General features: G+C 73.8%; 8 protein-coding genes. 5 read left to right on the top strand and 3 right to left on the bottom strand.

Annotated features, from left to right (window positions below; genetic code table 11):
- Positions 1–214: 214 nt before the first annotated feature.
- The gene (locus ACZ4VT_RS35350; RefSeq protein WP_362812135.1) at positions 215–586 is read right to left on the bottom strand and encodes a PPOX class F420-dependent oxidoreductase; all 372 of its coding nucleotides are present in this window, start codon (positions 584–586) and stop codon (positions 215–217) included.
- Between the two features lie 844 nt (positions 587–1430).
- Here ACZ4VT_RS35350 and ACZ4VT_RS35355 point away from each other — a divergent pair.
- The 4 genes from ACZ4VT_RS35355 to ACZ4VT_RS35370 are packed head-to-tail and all read left to right on the top strand — an operon-like array spanning position 1431 to position 13550.
- Positions 1431–4592, top strand: a complete 3162-nt coding sequence (locus ACZ4VT_RS35355) for an amino acid adenylation domain-containing protein (RefSeq protein WP_467955480.1) — start codon at positions 1431–1433, stop codon at positions 4590–4592.
- Positions 4593–4603: 11 nt separating this feature from the next.
- Positions 4604–11971: an amino acid adenylation domain-containing protein gene (locus ACZ4VT_RS35360; protein ID WP_467955481.1), complete on the top strand. Its 7368-nt coding sequence runs from the start codon at positions 4604–4606 to the stop codon at positions 11969–11971.
- A 20-nt stretch (positions 11972–11991) separates the two neighbouring features.
- Positions 11992–13194, top strand: coding sequence for a hypothetical protein (locus ACZ4VT_RS35365; RefSeq protein ID WP_467955482.1), 1203 nt, complete (start codon positions 11992–11994; stop codon positions 13192–13194).
- 17 nt (positions 13195–13211) lie between these two features.
- Positions 13212–13550 carry a nuclear transport factor 2 family protein gene (locus ACZ4VT_RS35370; protein ID WP_351300624.1) on the top strand — a complete coding sequence of 113 codons (339 nt, stop codon included), beginning with the start codon at positions 13212–13214 and terminating at the stop codon, positions 13548–13550.
- A 177-nt stretch (positions 13551–13727) separates the two neighbouring features.
- Here the strand turns inward: ACZ4VT_RS35370 and ACZ4VT_RS35375 are convergent, their stop codons facing one another.
- Positions 13728–14213 carry a DUF456 domain-containing protein gene (locus ACZ4VT_RS35375; RefSeq protein WP_467955483.1) on the bottom strand — a complete coding sequence of 162 codons (486 nt, stop codon included), beginning with the start codon at positions 14211–14213 and terminating at the stop codon, positions 13728–13730.
- A gap of 24 nt (positions 14214–14237) precedes the next feature.
- Positions 14238–15215 (bottom strand): helix-turn-helix domain-containing protein, encoded by a 978-nt coding sequence (locus tag ACZ4VT_RS35380; protein ID WP_467955492.1) that lies wholly within the window; start codon positions 15213–15215, stop codon positions 14238–14240.
- Positions 15216–15413: 198 nt separating this feature from the next.
- Here ACZ4VT_RS35380 and ACZ4VT_RS35385 point away from each other — a divergent pair, with 198 nt between their 5' ends.
- Positions 15414–19166 carry a S8 family peptidase gene (locus tag ACZ4VT_RS35385; RefSeq protein WP_467955484.1) on the top strand — a complete coding sequence of 1251 codons (3753 nt, stop codon included), beginning with the start codon at positions 15414–15416 and terminating at the stop codon, positions 19164–19166.
- Positions 19167–20134 lie beyond the last annotated feature (968 nt).

Genomic DNA, 20134 nt, shown 5'->3' on the forward strand with positions numbered 1-20134 from the left:
GAGGAAGGGGGAAATGCGAGCACCGCCCCCGCCCCCCCACCCCCCCCCCCCCCCCCCCCCCCCCCCCCCCCCCCCCCCCCCCCCCCCCCCCCCCCCCCCCCCCCCCCCCCCCCGGGGCTCCGCCCCGGTCCCCGGTCCTCAAGTGCCGGACGGGCTGGGAGATCGCCTCAAGAGCCGGCGGGGCCGGATGGTGGGGCGAGGGCGGGTACGCCGGTCAGAGGCCCCACGTGTGGACGTGGTCGGGGTGGATGCGGATCACCTCAGGGCTGAAGTGCGGGCCGAGCTCGTGCGGGCCCGTCTCCAGCGTGGCGTGCCCGCGGATCTCGATGCCCCGGACCCGCCACGGGCTGGTGCTGACCAGGTCGTCCACGACCAGGGAGAGCCGCGGCTCGTGCCGGAGGTTGCGCCACTTCTTCGTACGGCCCATGGCCATCCCGCCCACCAGGAGGGTTCCGTCCTCCTGGGGGAAGAACCCCACCGGGTTCACCTGCGGCTGCCCGGCCGCGTCCACGGTGGCCAGGCGGCCCAGGTGCTGGGACCGCAGGTACGCCGACTCCGCCTCGCTGAAACCCTCGAACGCCCTCATGCCCGCAAGCCTCGCACCCGCCGACCGCACCCGCATCCGACCGAGGCCGTAGCCGCGACCCCCCCGGACGGCCCAGGTCCTGCCGCGACGCAGCGGCACGGCGGTTGGTTTTCAGCCACTCTGCCGCTACGGCGAGCTCGGCTCCGGTGTCGGTGGCAGCTGGGCAAATCGGGACCCTCGTCGCCCTTCCGGGCAGGTGGGAAGGGGTGCGGTGGGCCGCTCGGCCTGCGGTCCGGGTGCGCGTCGCCGCACTGGCCCCGGCCAATCGGCAGACGGTCCCACCAGGGTCAACTCTGCCTCTGACAGCAGTGGTTCCGCCCCGAGCGGGGCCTGGAGAGGGGCGCGCCCGCCTCTGGGCGGGCGGCTCGGAGGAGGGGGCCGGGGGGTCGGCGAGGGGCTGTCGGATGCCGCCCGACCGCGACCGTACGGATCACGCCGTCTCTGGCCGACAGTCGCCGATTTCTGCTGTGCGACTGTTAAGTTGATCACGACTTATGTGACGCAGGGGGAACCGAAAATGGCGCCGCACGCCTTCCGCCAAGATGGCATGACTTCTTCACCCGGCATTCATTTCTGTTGTGTCTCGCCGGAGTTCCAGGTGTGATCGCAGGCCGAACCGGCTGCTTCCCTGGCTAAGCCTTCCGATAGCCCGATCGGTACGGGATTCCCCGTGCCCTCCGATCGGCATGTCCGCTGCCCGCCCGGCCCGGCGCCCCTCGCGCGCCGGCCGCGGCGGAGATGTACGCACGCAACGCCCGCCGCTGAGCCACGCCCTGATTCAGGCCATCGCCGCCCGAGTCGGGCATGTGCCGGCCCGTGGCTTCCACCGGAAAGGTCCACTCTCATGGATACGGCGGTCCTGCCGCACCTCCGCCATCGGCTGCTCGAGGACCTGTTCACCGAACAGGTCCGCCGCAGCCCCGACGCCCTCGCCGTGATCGACGGCGACACCCGGCTGACCTACGCCGAACTGCACGAGCGCGCCGCCCTGTTGGCGGCCGGCCTCGCCGCCCGCGGCGTGGTCCGCGAGACCCTGGTCGCCATGGCCTTCCCGCGGTCGGCGGAGGCCGTGGTGTGCACCCTGGCCATCGTCCTCGCCGGGGGCGCCTACCTGCCCGTCAACCCCGGGTTCCCCGGCGAGCGCCTGCGCATGATGCTGGAGGACTGCGGGGCCGACCTGCTGGTGTGCGCGCCCGGCCTGGAGGACACGCTGGCCCCGGCGGTCCCGGAGGGGATGCGGACCGTCACGCCGGAGGAGCTCGTCGCCGAGGGCCGCCGGGCCGGCCGTACCGCGCCGACCGCCGCCGCGCCGCGGCCGCAGGACCGCTCCCCGCTGGCGTACGTGATGTTCACGTCCGGATCCACCGGCCGCCCCAAGGGCGTGCTGGTGGAACAGTCCGGCATCGTCCGGCTGGTCAGGGACAGCGACTTCTACCGTTTCACCCCGCAGGACCGGCTGCTGCTGACCGGCGCCCTGGAGTTCGACGCCGCGACCTTCGAGATCTGGGGCTGCCTCCTCAACGGAGCGACGCTGTGCGTGGCGGACACCGAGACACTGCTCGTCGCCTCCGCCCTGAAGGAGACCCTCCGCGAGCACGCGGTCTCCGTGATGTGGATGACCGCGCCGCTCTTCAACCAGACGGTGGACACCGATCCCGAGGTCTTCGCCGGCCTGGGCGCCGTCCTCGTCGGCGGTGACGTGCTCTCGGTACGGCACGTGCGCGCCCTGCAGGCCGCGCATCCGGGCCTGCGGATCATCAACGGCTACGGCCCCACCGAGAACACCACCTTCACCACCACCCACGAGGTCGGGACCGACGAGCCCGGTGCCTTCCCGATCGGCCGGCCCGTCGCCGGCACCACCGTGCTCGTCCTCGACGCGTCCGGTGCCCCGGTGCCGCAGGGTGCGCAGGGCGAGCTCTACACCGGCGGGTCCGGGCTGGCCCGCGGCTACCTGGGCAGCCCGGAACTCACGGCGCAGCGGTTCGTCACCATCGGCGGTGAGCGCTACTACCGCACCGGCGACCGCGTCAGCACCGACGCGCAGGGCCTGCTGCACTTCCACGGCCGCGTCGACGACCAGGTCAAGATCCGCGGCCACCGCGTCGAGGTCAAGGAGGTCGAGGCGGTCCTGCTGGGCTGCCCCGGCGTCCGGGACGCCTGCGTGAGCGTGGCCTCCGACGAGGGAGGCAAGCACCTCCTGGGGCATGTCGTCCTCGCGGACGGCGCCACCGCGGCCGGTGTGGGCGAGGAGCTCGCCGCCCGCCTGCCCGAGTACCTGCGGCCCGACCACCTCGTGGTCATGGACCGGCTGCCGCTCAACGCCAACGGCAAGGTGGACAAGGCGGCGCTCCCCTCGCCCGCCCCGGCCGGCCGCGCCACCACCCCCGACGGCGCGGCCCTCGCGGGCCTGCCCTCGGGCATGCGCCCCCTCGCCGTGCTGTGGGACACCGTGCTGCGCCTGAACGGACGGGCCCTCACCCCGCAGGACGACTTCTTCGCCCTCGGCGGCAACTCCCTCTCCGTCGGCGCGCTCATCGGCCGGATCGCCGCCCGGGACGGCATCCGGCTCCCCTTCCGCGCGGTGTTCGAATACCGCACGCTCGCCGCGATGACGGAGGCCGTCAGCCGGTACGCCGCCGCACCCGCCGCGCCCGGGCCGGCCTGGCCGCCCGCCCACGTACCCGAGGGAACACCCACGGTGCTGCACCCGCAGCAGCACGGCATGCACACCCACGCCCAGGTCGCCCCGGCCTCGGTCGCCTACAACGTTCCGCTGCGGGTGGACCTCGACGGCCGGCTCACCCCCGCGGGGGTCCGGTCCGCGCTCACCGAGCTGGTACGCCGGCACGACGCCCTGCGCACCCGGTTCCGCACCACCCCGGAGGGGGTCCGCCAGGAGGTCCGGCCGGCCGGCCCGGTCCACCTCACGGAGTCCGACCTCGCCGCCCATCCCGACGACGCCCGGGTCCTGGCCGACTTCGTACGCCCCTTCGACCTGGGCACGGCACCCCTGCTGCGGGCCCTGCTGGTGCGGCTCGACGACACCCGGCACCGGCTCTACCTCGACGTCCACCACATCGTCTTCGACGGGGTCTCCCTGCGCATCCTCGCCGAGGAGCTCACGGAACTGCTCTCGGGCGGACCGCTGGCCGAGCCCAAGTGGGGCTACGCGGAGGCCTCCCGGTGGTTCGCCGACCGGCTGGCCGACGGCTCGCAGGCGGCGGACGAGCGCTACTGGCTCGGCGTCCTCGCCGACCCGCCCCGGCTGGAGCTGCCCACCGACCACCCCCGCCCGCCCGTGCGCGCGGAGGCCGGTGCGGTGGAGCGGCTGCCCCTGACCCCGGAGCGGTCCGAGGCGGTCGCCCGGATCGCCGCCGGCTCGTCCACCACCCCGTACGCCGTGCTGCTGACCGCCTACACCGCCGCGCTGATGCGGCTGTCCGGGCAGCGCGACGTGGTGTGCGGCAGCCCCATGAGCGGCCGGGTCCGCCCCGAGGTCGAGCAGGTCGTCGGCATGTTCGTCAACACCGCCGCCCTGCGGCTGACCGTGCCCGGGACGGCCACCCTCGCCGACCTGCTGACCGTCGCCCACGACCGCCACCAGGAGGCCCTGGAACACCAGTCGTTCCCCTTCGACCAGGTCGTCGCCGGGCTCCGGCCGGAACGGGACACCTCCCGGCTGCCGCTGGTCGACGCCTTCTTCGCCCTGCAGAACATCGACTTCCACACCGTCGCCCGGGAGGGCGTACGGGCCGGCGTGCACCTGCTGCACACCGGCACGTGCCGGTTCGACCTGAACCTCCAGGCGTTCCAGCGGCCGGAGGGCATCGTGCTCGAACTCGAGTACAGCACCGCCCTGTTCGCCGCGTCATCCGCGCAGTACCTGCTCGACAGTGTGGCCGGGCTCATCGACGATCTCGACCGCTCGCCGCACGCCCCGCTGTCCGGCCGGGTGGACCAACCCACGACGGATACCTCCGCCCACGCCGACTTCACCTTCTAGAAGGACCTCGAATGACCAGCGCACTTCAGGCCCAGCAAGCACTCCTCGCCCACCCCGCGCAGCAGGAGTACTGGGAGACCCGCAGACAGAACTGGACGGAGCCGGTCCAGGTCATCCGTGACCACCTGCGCCCCGGCGCGGGCGAGCCCCGGACGGCCGCCGTCACCCTCGACGCCGCCACCGTCACCGCCGTGCAGCGGATCACCTCCGGTGACGCCGTCCTGCTGCGCACCGTCGCCGCCACGGCCCTGTCCCTCCTGGTGGCCCGCACCACCGACCGGGACGACGTGGTCGTCTTCGTGCCCGCGCCGCCCGCCGCGGCCGCGGCCCCGGGCGCCGTACGCAACCGCGCCCTTCCGCTCGACGTCCGCCTCCCGGCCGGCGCCGAGGCCAAGGACGTGCTGCGTGCCGTCCGCGCGGCCTACCTGGAGGCCGCCGGGAACCTCGACGTACCCGTCGCGCACATCCTGGAGCGCGGCGACAGCCTTCCCACGGACTTCATGCTCGCCGTGGACGGGGACCTCGGCCCCGAGGACGCCGAACGGGCCGGCACGCCCCTGCTGTTCACGCTCACCACCGGTACGGACGGGGCCAGCGCCGGCCTGCGCTACGACCCCACCCTCTTCACCGACGAGACCGCCGGCCGGCTGCTGGACACGTACCGCACCCTGCTGCACACCCTCACCACGGCTCCCGCGACGACCACCGACGAGCTGCGCGCGCCGTCCGCCGCGGACCTCGCCCTCATCGCCGGGTTCAACGACACCGACGCGCCCTTCCCCGAGGACCGGCTGCTGCACTCCTTCCTGGAGGAGGGCGCCCGCGAGCACGGCGAGCGCATCGCCGTCGCCGACGGCTCGGGCACCACGTACGCCCGGCTCAACGCCGACGCCAACCGGCTGGCCCGGACGCTGCGCGAGCGCGGAGTCGGCGCCGGCAGCATCGTCGGGGTCTGCGTGCCCCGCTCCGCGGCCATGCTCACCGCCATCTACGCCGTGCTCAAGGCGGGCGGCGCCTACCTGCCGATCGACCCCACCCTGCCGGACAACCGCATCCAGTACCTGCTGGACCACAGCGGGACCGGCCTGGTGCTGGCCACCGCCGACACCGCGGGCGTCCTCGGCGACCGGCCCGTCCTCGACGTCACGGACCCGGCGAACCTGGCCGCGGACGACCGCGACCTCGACCCCGTCACCGGCCCCGGCGACGCCTGCTACGTGATCTACACCTCGGGTTCGACCGGCAAGCCCAAGGGCGTCGTCGTCGAACACCGCGCCATCGTCAACCGGCTGTGGTGGATGCAGCGCGGCTACCCCCTCGGGCCGGACGACATCATCCTCCACAAGACGCCGTTCACCTTCGACGTGTCGGTGTGGGAGATCTTCTGGTGGTCCCTCGCGGGCGCGGCTGTCGCCACCCTGCCCAACGGCGCGGAGCGGGACCCCGCGCGCATCGCGGACCGGATCGCCGAGAGCCGGGCCACCACCATGCACTTCGTCCCCAGCATGCTGCACGCCTTCCTCACCTACACCCAGGCGTCGGGCACCTCCGGCAGCCTCGGCACGCTGCGCCGTGTGTTCGCCAGCGGCGAGGCGCTCGCCGCCGCCCACGTGGAGCTGTTCCACACCGCCCTCCCGCAGACCCTGCTGGCCAACCTCTACGGGCCCACCGAGGCGGCCGTCGACGTCAGCTGGTTCAACTGCGACAGCCTCGACTCCACCCGCTCGGTGCCGATCGGCCGCCCCATCGACAACATCCGGCTGATCGTCCGCACCCGGGACGGGCGCATCGCACCCCTGGGCGTCCCCGGCGAACTGTGCATCTCCGGCGTCGGCCTGGCCCGCGGCTACCTGCACGCCCCCGAACTGACGGCGGACCGGTTCGTGACCGGCCCCGAGGGCTTCGGCCGCATCTACCGCACCGGCGACCTGGCGCGCTGGCTGCCCGGCGGCATCCTGGAGTACCTCGGCCGGCTCGACACCCAGGTGAAGATCCGCGGCTACCGGATCGAACTCGGCGAGATCGAACACCTGGCGAGCGGAGCGCCCGGCGTCACCGAGTGCGCCGTGACGGCGGTCGAGGGCGACCGCGGCGAGAAGGCCCTGTGCGCCTACGTCGTCGCGGGCCCGGACTTCGACGAAGCCGCCCTGCGGGCCGCGCTCGCCGCCGAACTGCCCTCGTACATGGTGCCGCAGTTCTTCGTCACCGTCCCCGCCATCCCGACCAACCACAACGGTAAGCGCGACGTCTCCGCCCTGCCCAGGCCCCGGCAGCAGGACGACTCCGCCCGGGAGTTCACCGAGCCGGCCACCGAGGTCGAACGGCTGCTCGCCGCGATCTGGAGCGACGCCCTCGGGGTGACCCGGGTCGGCGCCCGCGACAGCTTCTTCGCCCTGGGCGGTGACTCCATCCTCGCCATCCGGGTGGTGGCCGCACTGCGCCAGGCCGGGTACGAGGTGTCGGTCGGCGAGGTCTTCGCCCACCAGGTGCTGTCCGACCTGGCCGCCGTGGTCCGCAGGGCCGAGCCCGCCGCCGCGGACGCGGCCGCCGCACCCGCCGACGCCGAAGCGGTCCGCGCGTGGCCGGCCTCCGCCCTCCAGCAGGGCATGATCTACCACAGCAGCCTCGAACCGGACGTCCCCGTCTACCACGACATCTTCCGTTACCACGTGGACGTGCCGCGCATCGACGAGTCCGAACTCCTTGCCGCCTGGGTCGACTTGGCGCAGCGGCATCCCGTACTGAGGGCCCGTTTCGACCTGGAGTCCTTCGACCGGCCGCACATGGTCGTGGAGGACACTCCGATGCCGCCCGCCGAGGTCGTGGACCTGCGCACCGAGGCCGATCCGCTCGCCGCCGTCGCCGCCTGGGCCGAGGCCGAGAAGGGCCGCCCCGTCGACCCGGCCGGCCCGGGTCCCGCGTACCGCGCACGGTTCTTCCTGACCGGCACCGACCGCGTCGTCCTCGGGCTGAGCTTCCACCACGCCATCCTCGACGGCTGGAGCGTCGCCTCCCTGGTGGAGGAATGGGTACGCGGCTACGGCGACCGGCTGGCCGGACGCGCCACCGCCGCGGCCCCCGTACCCGCCCTGCAGAGCCGCTACGCCGAACTGGAGGACGCCGCCGAGCGCGACCCGGCGCAGCGGGAGTTCTGGACCACGGAACTGGCCGGCGGCCAGCTCGCGGAGGTCCCGAGGCTGGGCGAGGGCGCCCGCGGGCAGCAGCCGGCCGCCGAAGTCGTCGTCAGCGCCCGCCCGCTCGACGACGGTCTCCTCGCCGCGCTGCGCGAGCGCGCCACCCAGTGGTCGGTGCCGCTCAAGAGCGTGTTCCTCGCCGCGCACCTGCGCGTGCAGTCCCTGATCGCCAACCAGTACGACGTCACCACCGGCCTCGTCGCGAACGGCCGCCCCGAGGTGGAGGACGCCGAGCACGCCCTCGGCATGTTCCTCAACACCCTGCCCTTCCGGCTGCGGCTGGACCCCGAGCAGAGCTGGCGGTGGCTGGCCGAGCGCTGCTTCGAGCTGGAACAGCGCGTCCAGCCGCACCGCTGGTACCCGCTGCCCGCCATCCAGAAGCTGCACGGCGGCCCGGTCTTCGACGTGCTCTTCAACTTCACCAACTTCCACGTGCACCAGCGGGACGCGGCGCACGCGCCGGACGCACGGCACCGGGAGCCGGCCGTCGTCTCGGTGGACTATTTCGAGCAGACCAACGCCCCGCTCGTGGTCTACGTCGGGGCCAACGCCTACGAAGGCGGCTGGGAGTACCGCATCGGCTACGACCCCGGTCAGTTCGCCGCCGAGCAGATCGACCGCTACCTCGGCTACTACCTGGGCTGCTTCCAGGCCCTCGCGGCCGGCGGCGACACCGCCTGGACGGACACCGTTCCGCTGTCCGAGGCCGAGCGGGCCGAGCTGCTGCCCGCGCCCGCCCGCCCGGCGACGCCCGAACTCGAAGGCCACCGCACCCTGGTGGACCGGTTCGAGGCGATGGCCGGCAAGCGCCCCGACGCCACCGCCGTCACCTGCGACGGCCGCGCCCTGACGTACCGGGAACTGGACCGCCGGGCCAACGCCCTCGCCCACCGCTTCGCCGAGCGCGGCGTCCGCCCCGGCGACCTCGTCGCCCTCGCCCTGGACCGCGACCTGGAAATGGTCCTCTCCATCCTGGCCACCCTCAAGGCCGGCGCCGTCTACGTGCCCGTCGATCCCGGCTACCCCGAGGACCGCATCCGTACGACCGTCGAGGACGCCGACGTCCGGCTGATCGTCGCCACCCCCGAGGTGTGCGGCCTGTTCCCGGAACGCACCACGATCGCCGGCACCGCCGAGGAGCTGGCCGCACTCGTCGGCGACGGCACCGACCAGGGCCCCGGACACACCCTGACCGCGGAGTCCCCGGCCTACGTCATCTACACCTCCGGCTCCACCGGCCGCCCCAAGGGCGTGCTGGTCACCCACGGCAACGTGCTGCGCCTGTTCGGCGCGACCGAGCACTGGTACGGGTTCGGCGAGGACGACACCTGGTCGCTGTTCCACTCCTTCGCCTTCGACTTCTCGGTGTGGGAGCTGTGGGGCGCGCTGCTGTACGGCGGCCGCCTCGTCGTGGTCCCGTACTGGGTGAGCCGCTCGGTGGAGGACTTCGCCGACCTGCTCGTCACCGAGGGCGTGACCGTCCTCAACCAGACGCCGTCCGCGTTCGCCCAGGTCAAGCACGCGATCATGGCGCGGGCCGGGCGGGAGGACATCCGCCTGCGCCACGTCGTCTTCGGCGGCGAGGCCCTGGACTTCGCCTCGCTCACCGACTGGTTCGGCCACTTCGGCGACGCCCGGCCGCAGCTGGTCAACATGTACGGCATCACCGAGACCACCGTGCACGTCACCTACCGCCCGGTCACCGCGGCCGACACCACCGCCCTGGGCAGCATGATCGGCGAGCCCATCCCGGACCTCGGGATGTACCTGCTGGACCCCGCCGGCCGCCCGGTCCCCGTGGGCACCACCGGCGAACTCGTCGTGACCGGCGCCGGAGTGGCCCTCGGCTACCTCGGCCGGCCCGAGGAGAACGCCAAGCGGTTCGTCGAACTGGACCTCGGCCACGGACCCGTCCGGGCCTACCGCTCCGGCGACCTGGCCCGCCGGATGCCGGGCGGCGAGGTCGAGTACCTCGGCCGCGGCGACGCGCAGGTCAAGATCCAGGGCTACCGCATCGAGACGGGCGACATCGAGGCCGCGCTGACCTCCCACCCGGGCGTCGACTCCTCCCTGGTGCTGGCCTTCACCCGGAGCACCGGGGGCAAGGCCCTGGCCGGGTACCACGTGCCCGCCTCCGGCGCCTCCGTCGACCCCGCGGAGCTGCGCGCCCACCTCGCCGACCGGCTGCCCGGGTACATGGTGCCCAGCTTCCTGATCGAGGTGGAGCAGTGGCCCCTGACCATCAACGGCAAGACCGACCGGAGGGCCCTGCCCGATCCGGAGGCGCACCTGGCCGCGGCCGCCCACGCGTACGCCGCACCGCGTGACGACGCGGAGACCCGGCTGGCCGCCGTCTGGCAGGAGGTCCTGGGCGTGCCCAGGGTCGGCGTCGACGACACCTACCACGGGCTCGGCGGTGACTCCCTGCAGGGCATCCGGCTGGTCGGCGCCCTGCGCAGGGCCGGCTTCGAGGTGGCGCTGAACGACCTGTTCCGGGTCCAGACCATCCGCGCCCTCAGCGACCAGGGCCTCATCGGCCGGGCCGCCGCGCCCAGCGCCGACGCGGCCCCCAGCCGTCCCTTCGACCTCCTCCCCGAGGAGGACCGGGACGCGGTACCGGCCGGGGTGACGGACGCCTACCCGGCCACCCGGCTGCAGCTGGGCATGATCTTCCACACGGAGACCGACCCCGCCCAGGCCGTCTTCCACGACCTGATCCGCTACCGCATCGACCTCCCCTTCGACCAGGCGGTGCTCCAGGACCTGCTGGCCGCCATGGTCGACGAGCACGAGATCCTCAAGACCTCCTTCGCGCTCACCGGATACAGCGTGCCCCTGCAGCTCGTGCACGCCCGGGGACAGGTCAACCTCACCGTCCACGACCTCGCGCACCTGGGCGCGTCCGCCCGCGACGCCGCCGTGGACGCCTGGTTCGAGGCGGAGAAGAGCACGGGCTTCGTGTGGAGCGCGCCCACGCAGATGCGCTTCTTCGTGCACCGGGCGTCCGCGGACTCCTTCCACCTGTCGGTCAGCTTCCACCACGCCGTCATCGACGGCTGGAGCTTCTCCGGGCTGATGGCCCGGCTGCTGGAGGACTACCGCCGGGTGCTCGCCGGACAGCCGCGCACCACGCCGGCGCCCGCGCCGCTCGCCTACCGCGACTACGTGGCCCTGGAGCTGGCCGCCCAGCACGACAGCGCCGCCCGCGCCTACTGGACCGGCCTCCTGGAGGGTGCCACTTACACCAAGCTGCCGCGTCTGCCCGAACCCGGCGCCCGCTGGGCGGAGGCCGAGCTGCTGCTCGACGAGTCGCGCTACGCGCAGCTGTCCGAGCTCGCCGCCCGCCACCAGGTGTCCGTCAAGGACGTCTGCCTGGCCGCCCACTTCCGGGCCCTGTCGCTCATCACCGGCACCGAGGACGTCACCACCGGCGTCTTCGGTCACGGCCGGCCCGAGCACATGGACGCCGAGCGCATGGTGGGGCTGTTCCTGAACATCGTGCCCCTGCGCGCCCGGACCGGGGGCTCCTGGCCGGAGCTCCTGGCCGACGTCAACCGCGTCGGCCACGAGCACCTGCCGCACCGGCGCTACGCGTACGCCTCCATCCAGCAGGCCACGGGCGGCCGCCGCCTGGTGGAGACGGCGTTCAACTTCGTCAACTTCAGCGCCTACGCCGACCAGCTCGGCGCGGACGGCGGAGCGGTCATCGGCGACCTGAAGTGGTTCGAGCACTCGGACTTCGCCCTGCTGGTCACCTTCAACGCCGACCTGTTCACGCGCCGGATGCGGGTCAACTTCAACGCCGCGGCCTCCGTTCTCGGCCGCGCGGCGGTCCGGGACGTCGCCGAGGTCTACGAGGCGGTCCTGGCGGAACTGCTCGGCGACGAGGCGGCCGGCGGCCGCACCGCCGGCCCGCTCGCGCGGCTGCCCCGCCCGGCGCACGAGGCCCCCGACGGCTACGACCGCGGCAACGCGGCGCTGCCGGCCCGGGTCGAGGGCGTGGAACGCATCGACCCCGCGGCGCTGGACGCGCTCGTCACCAGGATCTGCGGGGAGCCGGACGCCGCCGGCGACCTGGACTCGCTGACCGCGCTGCGGCTGGCCACGGCCGTACGCGACACCTTCGGCGTCAGCGTTCCGCTGCGCCTGCTGCTCGACGGCGGCGTCGCCGTCCTGGGCCGGTGAGACCGGTGAAGGACACGACGATGCGTGCGACGTTCTCGACGATCCTGCTGAGCTCGCTCGGCTCGACGGTGCTGTGGCTGCTCCTGGTGCCCAGCTTCGCGGCCCAGACCCAGTCCGACTCGCTGGTGGGGCTGCTGGGAATGGAGCGCCAGGTGCTGGGCGTGGTGGGCGCCCTGCTGGTCGGCGTATGGGCCGACCGCGGGCTGATCCACCGTAAGTTCGCCCTGCTCCAGGGCCTCCAGCTGGTTCTGGCGGTCGTCTTCCTGCTCACGACCTGGCTGGGCACGGCCGGTCCGGACTTCGTCCTGGTGTGGACGGCGGTCCGGTTCGCCCTGGTGGGCGCGAGCTCGGTGCTGGCCTACCGGCTGCTCGCCGACGCCTCCGGCTCCAGCTCGCAGGGCGCGGTGCTGCAGATGGTGACCTCGCCGCAGGGCGCCATGGTGTTCGCCGCCGTGATCTGCGCGGCCGTACCGGCCTGGACCTCGCAGACCCTCGTGGTGGCGCTCGTCTTCGACCTCGCCGCCTCCGTGCTGGTGCTGTCGCTGCTGGCCCGCCGGCTGGAACGGCGCGAGGCCACGGACACGGGCGGGTTCGACCTGGGCTGGGGCAACGTCCTCGCCCGCGGGGCGGACGCCGTCAAGAGCTACTGGCTGCCCCAGCTCTGGCCGTGGAACCTGCTCCAGATCGGCTTCCTGGTCAGCCTCTCCGGAATGATGGTCTACGCCAGCGTGCTGGCCGAGGCCCAGGAGCTGGTGCCGACGGGGATCGCGTTCTCCGGTGCGTGGTTCTTCTACGGCCTCGCGTTCTGGGTGACCGCTCCGCTGCTGCGCCGGCCCGCCCTCGCACAGCGCTGGGCGCTGGTCTTCGCCGCGGTCCTGACCGGCTGCGGCGTGGTCAGCGCGGTGTCGGGCCGGTCCGCCTTCGCCGTGCACATGACCCTGTACGTGGTGCTGACCTTCGTCAACGCCTACTGGATCCACTTCACCAACGCCCGGATCCTGGAACCGGCCCCGGTGGACCGGCTCGGACAGGTCCGGGCGAGCATGATCTTCTATCTGGGTGTGGTGTTCGGCCTCGGTGAGCAGTTCGTCGGCCTGCTGCTGGAGATCCCCTCCGGTCTGCTGCTGGTCGACATGCTGCACGTGGCCGGCGGCATCGCACTGGCGGGCGCGCTGCTCGTCATCCGTACACGCTCCCGCCGCACCCTGGTGCCGGCGGGATGAGGAAAGGAACTCGCCGGATGTCTCCGGAGGAGATCGTCGACGGCCAGCTCGCCGCGTACAACGCGCGTGACCTGGAGGGTTTTCTCGGCTTCTACGTGAAGGACGTGCCGGTGCACGCCTTCCCGTCGGGTGAGGTGATGGCCGACCGCTCGGGCCCGGCGTTCGAGGAGCGCTACGCCGCCCTCTTCGAGTCGAGCCCCGACCTGCACGCGGAGCTCGTCTCCCGCGTCACGCACGGCCGGATCGTGATCGACCAGGAACGCGTCACCGGCTTCATGGGCGGCGAGGCCCGGTCGGCCGTCGCGATGTACGAGGTCGGCCCGGACCGCATCGAGAAGGTGTGGTTCGTGGTCTGACGACAGGTCCGGCGGCGGCCGCCGGCGACCTGACGGCGAGGCGGCCGCTCCGGGGCGCCGGGGAGAGCGGGATCGAAGCTCTCCCCGGCGCCTTCGCGTTCCGGGCCCGCCGCGACCGCCGCGACCGCCGTGACCGCCGCGCCCTTCACGTCCGTACGTCGTCCGCCCCCGCCACGGCTACGCCCCCGCCACCACCGTGCCCACCCACGCCCCCATCACCAGCAGGCACGCGAACAGCTCCACCAGCACGCTCGTCCCCACCGCGCGCATCACCGCCCGCACCGAGGCCCACGCCTCCCCGTGCGCGCCCAGGCGCTGCCGCTCGCAGAGGTAGATGCCGCCCACGAAGCCCGGGACCGCCCCCAGCACGGGGATCAGCACGAAGCCCAGTACCGCACCGGCCCCCGCGAACACCGCCATCCGGGGAGTGACCCCCAGCCCCCGCACCCGCCGCGGCGGCAGCTGCCACTTCACCACCTGGACCACCAGCAGCAGGGCCGTCGCCGCGACGAGCAGGGACCACGCCAGCGCCGACCGCACGTGCAGCGCCCACCACAGCAGTCCCGCCCACACCAGCCAGGTGCCCGGCACACCCGGGACCAGCACCCCCAGCACCCCGAGCAGCAGCACCAGCCCCACCAGGAGCAGCTGAGGCAGATCCATCTGCTCAGCCTGACCGACCAGCGCCTATCGGGCCACCCAGCCCCGCTCGTACGCGTGCCAGCCCAGCTGCAGCCGTGTCGTCACCCCGGACAGCTCCATCAGACCCTTGACCCGGCGCTGCACCGTCCGCAGACCCAGCTCCAGGTGCTTCGCCACGCTCGCGTCCGTCATGCCCGCCAGGAGCAGCGAGAGGATCTCCAGATCCGTGGCGTCGGGACCGCCCCCGGACTCCTCCGCCGAGCCGGCCGCCCCCAGCCGCAGCGGCAGCGACTCCCGCCACACCGCCTCGAACAGGCCCGTCAGGGATTCCAGCAGCCCCGACGCGTGCACCACCAGCGCAGCCGGCTCCGCGCCGCGCGCCGTCAGCGGGACCATCGCGAGCGTCCGGTCCGCGATCACCAGTTTCGTCGGGACCTGCCCCGTCACCCGGACCTGCTCGCCCCGGGCCAGCGCCGTGGAGGCCTCCCGGATCCCGCTCGGCAGGGTCAGCACCTCCCGCTCGATCACCACCCGGTAGTCGACCCCGCGGACCGAGGCCCGGTCCTCCGCCTCGTTGTCCGTCCCCGTCACCACCTGAGGCCGGCCGCTGACCAGCGCGCACACCTCCTTCTCGGCCCCCAGCTGGAGCTGGTGGAAGCGGTGCGCCACCGCGCTCGCGCCCTGCACCACCTCCACGAGGTCGTGCACCGCCGGCTCGGCCGCCTCCGCCCGGTACTCCTGCGCCAGCAGCGCCGCCGCCAGCTCCGCCTGCTCCAGCTCGTGCCGCTGCTGGGTCAGCAGGGCCCCGAGCGCGACCCCGGGCGGCGCCGCCACCCAGCGTCCGGGCCGGGCCGAGGACTGCGCCGCGAGCCCGTGCCGCTCCAGGTGCCGCAGGGCCCGTTCGGTCTGCGGCACCGGCAGCGTCAGCCGGTGCGCGAGGTCGGGCACCTCCGCCGCACCCAGCGCCACCAGCACGCGGTACGCCGACTCCTGGCCCTCGTCGAGGCCTATGGCACCCAGCAACCCGTCCACCACCTTTCGACACTGCGCCTGGCGGGAAGCGGCCACGGCGCAAACCCGCCGCGGACATCATCGCCGCACCCCCCGCCCCTCTGCCAAGGTGGCGCCACCGCAGCACCAACATCCGCTGGCCAGAAGCCATTTACGCGGCAGCTTTGCCGTGCAATGCAGTAGTTGGCCGGAATTCACCTGGGGAGAGCGATGCGCCCGATATCGCGTACGGCACTCGGGGCGGCCACCGCGGCCGTCCTTGCCGTCACCGCCGTCGGCCCGTCGACGGCGCAGCCGACCGACGGAGCGCCCGGAGCGGGAAAGAGACCACTCGCCGGGAGCGAGGCGGCCGGAAAGCAGCCCACGGCTCCCGTCACCGTCACCCTCGTCACCGGTGACCGGATCCTGGTCTCCACCGACGCGGCCGGCCGCACGGCCGCCACCGCGATGCCGCGCGAGGACGGCTCACAGCCGCTCGTGCAGACCAAGCAGTCAGGCAAGGACCTCTACGTGTACCCCGAGGGCGCGGTCAAGGCCCTCGCCGCGGGCCGGGTCGACCACGAGCTCTTCAACGTCACCGGCCTCGTCCGCCAGGGCTACGACGACGCGCACACCAAGAAGCTTCCCCTCATCGCGGTCTACGACGGATCCGTGAACGTCGCGCGCAGCGCCCCGCCCGCCCCCCGCGGCGCGGACCGCTCGCTCGTCCTCGGCTCCATCGGGGCCGTGGCCCTCGCCGCCGACAAGGAGCAGGCCGCCGCCTTCTGGGCCGACGTCACCGGTACGGACGCCCGCGCGCGCTCCGTCTCGGGCGGGCTGAAGAAGCTGTGGCTGGACGGCAGGGTCCAGGCGAACCTGGAGCGCTCCACGCGGCAGGTGGCCGCCACCGCCGCCTGGGCCGCCGGATACGACGGCAAGGGCACCAAGGTCGCCGTCCTCGACACCGGCACCGACCTGGAACACCCCGACCTCAAGGGCCGCGTCGGCGCGTCGAGGAACTTCACCGACTCCGACACCGACGCGGACCGGCAGGGCCACGGCACCCACACCATCTCCACCGTCGGCGGCTCGGGCGCCGAGAGCGGCGGCGCGAAGAAGGGGGTGGCCCCCGGCGCCGAACTGATCAGCGGCAAGGTCCTCAACGACGGCGGCTACGGACTCGACTCGTGGATCATCGCCGGCATGGAGTGGGCCGTCGAGTCCAAGGCCGACGTGGTCTCCATGAGCCTCGGCGACCCCTCCCAGACCGCCTGCGACGACCCGCTCGCCGCCGCCGCCGAACGGCTCTCCCGGCAGGGCCCGCTGTTCGTGATCGCCGCCGGCAACTCCGGCCCCGGCAACAACACCGTCTCCTCGCCCGGTTGCGCGGCGAGCGTGCTGACCGTCGGAGCCGTGGACCGCGACGACACCACGGCCACGTTCTCCAGCCGCGGCCCGGCCGGACTCCAGCACACCCTCAAGCCCGAGATCGCCGCCCCCGGCGTCGGGATCTCGGCCGCCGCCGCGGGCGGCCGCGGGGTGTACGCCTACCAGTCCATGTCCGGCACCTCGATGGCCACCCCGCACGTCGCGGGCGCCGCCGCCATCGTCAAGCAGCGCCACCCCGACTGGACCGGGCAGCAGATCAAGGCCGCGCTCGTCGGATCCGCGAACACCCGGGTCCCCGGCGGCGTACGGGAGACCGGCGGCGGCCGCCTCGACGTGAAGGCCGCGATCGACACCACCGTCACCAGCGCCCCCGCCATCCAGGGCGGCGCCTACAGCTGGCCGCAGGACCGCAGCGACCGCACCATCGTCGAGGTCCCGTACACCAACCTCGGCACGAGCCCCGTCACGCTGGACCTCGCCGTCGAGAGGGTCACCGGCAACGACGGCTCCGCCGTCCGCGGACAGGTCGCCCGCCTCGACAAGCGCGCCGTCACCGTCCCGGCCGGATCCACCGTCAAGGTGCCGCTCGCCCTCGACCCGGCCGCGAAGCTGGAGCGCTCCCAGTACGGGGACGTCACCGGCCGCGTCGTCGCCACCGCGAACGGCGTGCGCGTCTCCACCCCCTTCTCGCTCTACGTGGAGCCCGAGACGGTGACCCTGCGCGTCAAGCTCGTCGACCGCGCGGGCAAGCCGGCCGCCGGACCCTCCTCGCTGGACGTCATCGGCACCGACGACGCCACCGGTGAGCGCCGCTTCAACGACGGCTCCGTGGACCAGGTCTACCGGGTGCGCCCGGGCGCCTACTTCCTCTCCGCCTTCGTCGCCACCCCCGACGCGGGCGCGGGCGCCGAGCTGATCGACTCCCTCACCTACCTCGGCCGGCCCCAGGCCGAGCTGAAGAAGGACACCACGATCGTGCTCGACGCCCGCAAGGCCGGGCGCCTGGCCATCGAGGCCCACAACACCACCCTCGCCTTCGCCCGCAGCTGGGACGACGCCTGGCTGCACGCGGGCACGGCGGCGGGCGGCCGGACCATCCGCGGCTTCTACGCCTCCGTCGAAGGCCGCGCCGAGGACGGCGACTTCGAGTTCGGCAGCTACTGGCGGGCGGCCGCGCCGCAGATCTCCGAGCTGAAGGCCGCCGGCGGACCGGTCCTGCACCCGATCACCGCCTCCACCGGCAGCGACAACCTCGACGGAACCGGCAGCGCCCCGCTGGTCGACGCCGGCTCCGGCACCCCCGAGGAGCTCGCCGCCGCCGGCGCCAAGGACGCGATCGTCCTGGTCAAGGCGGTGGACGGCGCCCTGTACGAGGTCGCGCGGAACGCCAGGGCCGCCGGCGCCAAGGCGGTGCTCGCCCACCGCGAGGCCCCGGGCCGCTGGGTCGCCTTCACCGGCTACGCGGGCGGCGCGCTGCCCACCATGGCCATCGAGGCCGCCGAGGGGCAGGCGCTCCTGGCCAGGCTGAAGACGGGCAAGGTCACGCTGTCGTGGAAGGCCACGGCGAAGAGCCCGTACGTCTACTCCCTCGCCTTCCCCGAGACGGGCGAGGTCAAGGGCACCCGTACGTACCGCGTGCGCGACCGCGACCTCGGCCAGGTCGAGTCCGCCTACAACTCCATGGGCGTGGCGGCCGACTTCGTCGACCTGGCCGGCGCCTACCGGCCCATCGGCAGCGCGGTCCACTTCGGCGGGATGGAGACCGTCTCCGCGCCCGGCACGCGGACCGAGTACTACTCGGCCGGGGACACCGCCTGGGACCAGCTGCTCTCCAGCAGCTTCCCCTGGGGCGAGTTCATGGTCGGCGAGCAGCACACCTACGCCAAGGGACAGAAGTCCAAGGCGACTTGGTACGACGGGATCACCGGGCCGGTCGCGCCGCGCGACCTGTCGGGCCAGGAGACCCTCGCCGCCGAGCGGCAGGGCAACCTGATCGGTTTCGCCCCAGCCCTGTGGGGTGACAGCGGCCACGCCGCGCAGCCGGGCTCCTTCGGTGACATCGGCGGACTCCAGCTCAAGCGCGACGGCGAGGTCATCGGCGACAGTTGGTACCCCTTCGGCGTCTTCGAGATCCCGGCCGAGGAGAGCCGCTACGAACTGACCCAGAGCATCGAGAAGATCGGCCCGCCGGCCCGGGTCTGGCAGCGGTCCACCTCGGTCCGGACGACCTGGGGCTTCACCTCGAAGTTCGACGCGTCGGCGTACTCGCAGGGCCTGCCGGTCCTCTTCCCGCGGTACGCGGCCCCGCTGGACGGGCTGAAGGCGGTCGCGGCGGCGAACGGCCAGAGCATCGGGCTCAGCGTCACCGGGCACGCGGGCTATGTGCCCGGCGCGCTGAAGTCGGCGAAGCTGTCGTACTCCTACGACGGCGAGATCTGGACGCGGGCGGAGGTCGGCGAGCGGGGCGGCCGGTGGACCGCGGTCGTGGACCACGCCGGAGCCTCCGGCAAGCCGGTGTCCCTGAAGGTCGAACTGACCGACGCGAAGGGCGCGACGGTCACCCAGACGGTCGCGCGGGCGTACGACGTGCGCTAGGCCGTACGGGTAGAGCGGAAACGGTCCACCGGGCAGCGGCCCGGTGGACCCTTTTCGTGCGTTCGGCGTTTTCCGCCCGTGCGGGAGGCCGAGAATGAGGGCATGAGTCAGCAGGGCGCGGACGACTGGTGGCAGAAGCTCTACGAGGACCCGGACGCGGGACCGGAAGCCGACCCGGGGGACACCCTGGACCATCGGTTCCGCTCGGCGGCCGGAGTGACGACGGACCCGGCCGTACCCACGGCCCCGGCTCCGCCGGAACGGGATCCGGAGCCGGGGCGGGGACCGCTTCCGGGCTCACCCCCGGCCCCGGACGCCGGCCTGCCCGCGCGGCCGCCGGTGCCGGCGCGCGACGACGGACCCGGCGGCCCGGCACTGACCCGGCCGCTGCTGCCGGGCCCGCGCCCGGCCCAGGGGCCGCCGCCCGCGCCGGACGTGCCGTCGCCCCGCGAGCGGTACGGCCCGCCGCCGCCTCCACCCCTGCTCCCGGGCCCCCGCCCGGCCCCGGAGCCCCCGCGCGCCGAGCCGTACACCCCGGCCCCGCCGTCACCCACGACCGCGCCCCAGCCCCTGCCTCCGGCCCCGCCCACGACTCAGGCCCCGCCTTCGGCCTCCGCACCGCCCATCGTTCCGGCCTCGGCCCCGCCGGCCCTTCCTTCGGGCCCGCTTCCGCCTACGGCTTCGGCTCCACCATCGCCTTCGCCCCCGGCCCCGCCCACGGCTTCGGCCCCGCCGGCGGCCTCCGCCCCGGCACCGCCGTCGGGCTCGCTCCCGCCTACGGCTTCGGCTCCGCCTTCGCCTCCGGCCCCGCCCTTCCCGGCCCCGGCCCCGCCGCCGGCTCCGACCTCGTCCTTCCCGGCCCCGCCCCCGGCTCAGGCCCCGCCGCCGGCCCCCGTACCGCCCGTGGTTCCGGCCTCGGCCCCGGCACCGCCTTCGGGGCCACTTGAGCCCCCGCCCACGGCTTCGGC

The sequence above is a fragment of the Streptomyces sp. NPDC029164 genome (assembly GCF_055563995.1).

Bases quoted from the DNA above. Each gene is read 5' to 3' on its own strand.
- ACZ4VT_RS35350 (WP_362812135.1), bottom strand. From the start codon at position 586: ATGAGGGCGTTCGAGGGTTTCAGCGAGGCGGAGTCGGCGTACCTGCGG.
- ACZ4VT_RS35355 (WP_467955480.1), top strand. From the start codon at position 1,431: ATGGATACGGCGGTCCTGCCGCACCTCCGCCATCGGCTGCTCGAGGAC.
- ACZ4VT_RS35360 (WP_467955481.1), top strand. From the start codon at position 4,604: ATGACCAGCGCACTTCAGGCCCAGCAAGCACTCCTCGCCCACCCCGCG.
- ACZ4VT_RS35365 (WP_467955482.1), top strand. From the start codon at position 11,992: ATGCGTGCGACGTTCTCGACGATCCTGCTGAGCTCGCTCGGCTCGACG.
- ACZ4VT_RS35370 (WP_351300624.1), top strand. From the start codon at position 13,212: ATGTCTCCGGAGGAGATCGTCGACGGCCAGCTCGCCGCGTACAACGCG.
- ACZ4VT_RS35375 (WP_467955483.1), bottom strand. From the start codon at position 14,213: ATGGATCTGCCTCAGCTGCTCCTGGTGGGGCTGGTGCTGCTGCTCGGG.
- ACZ4VT_RS35385 (WP_467955484.1), top strand. From the start codon at position 15,414: ATGCGCCCGATATCGCGTACGGCACTCGGGGCGGCCACCGCGGCCGTC.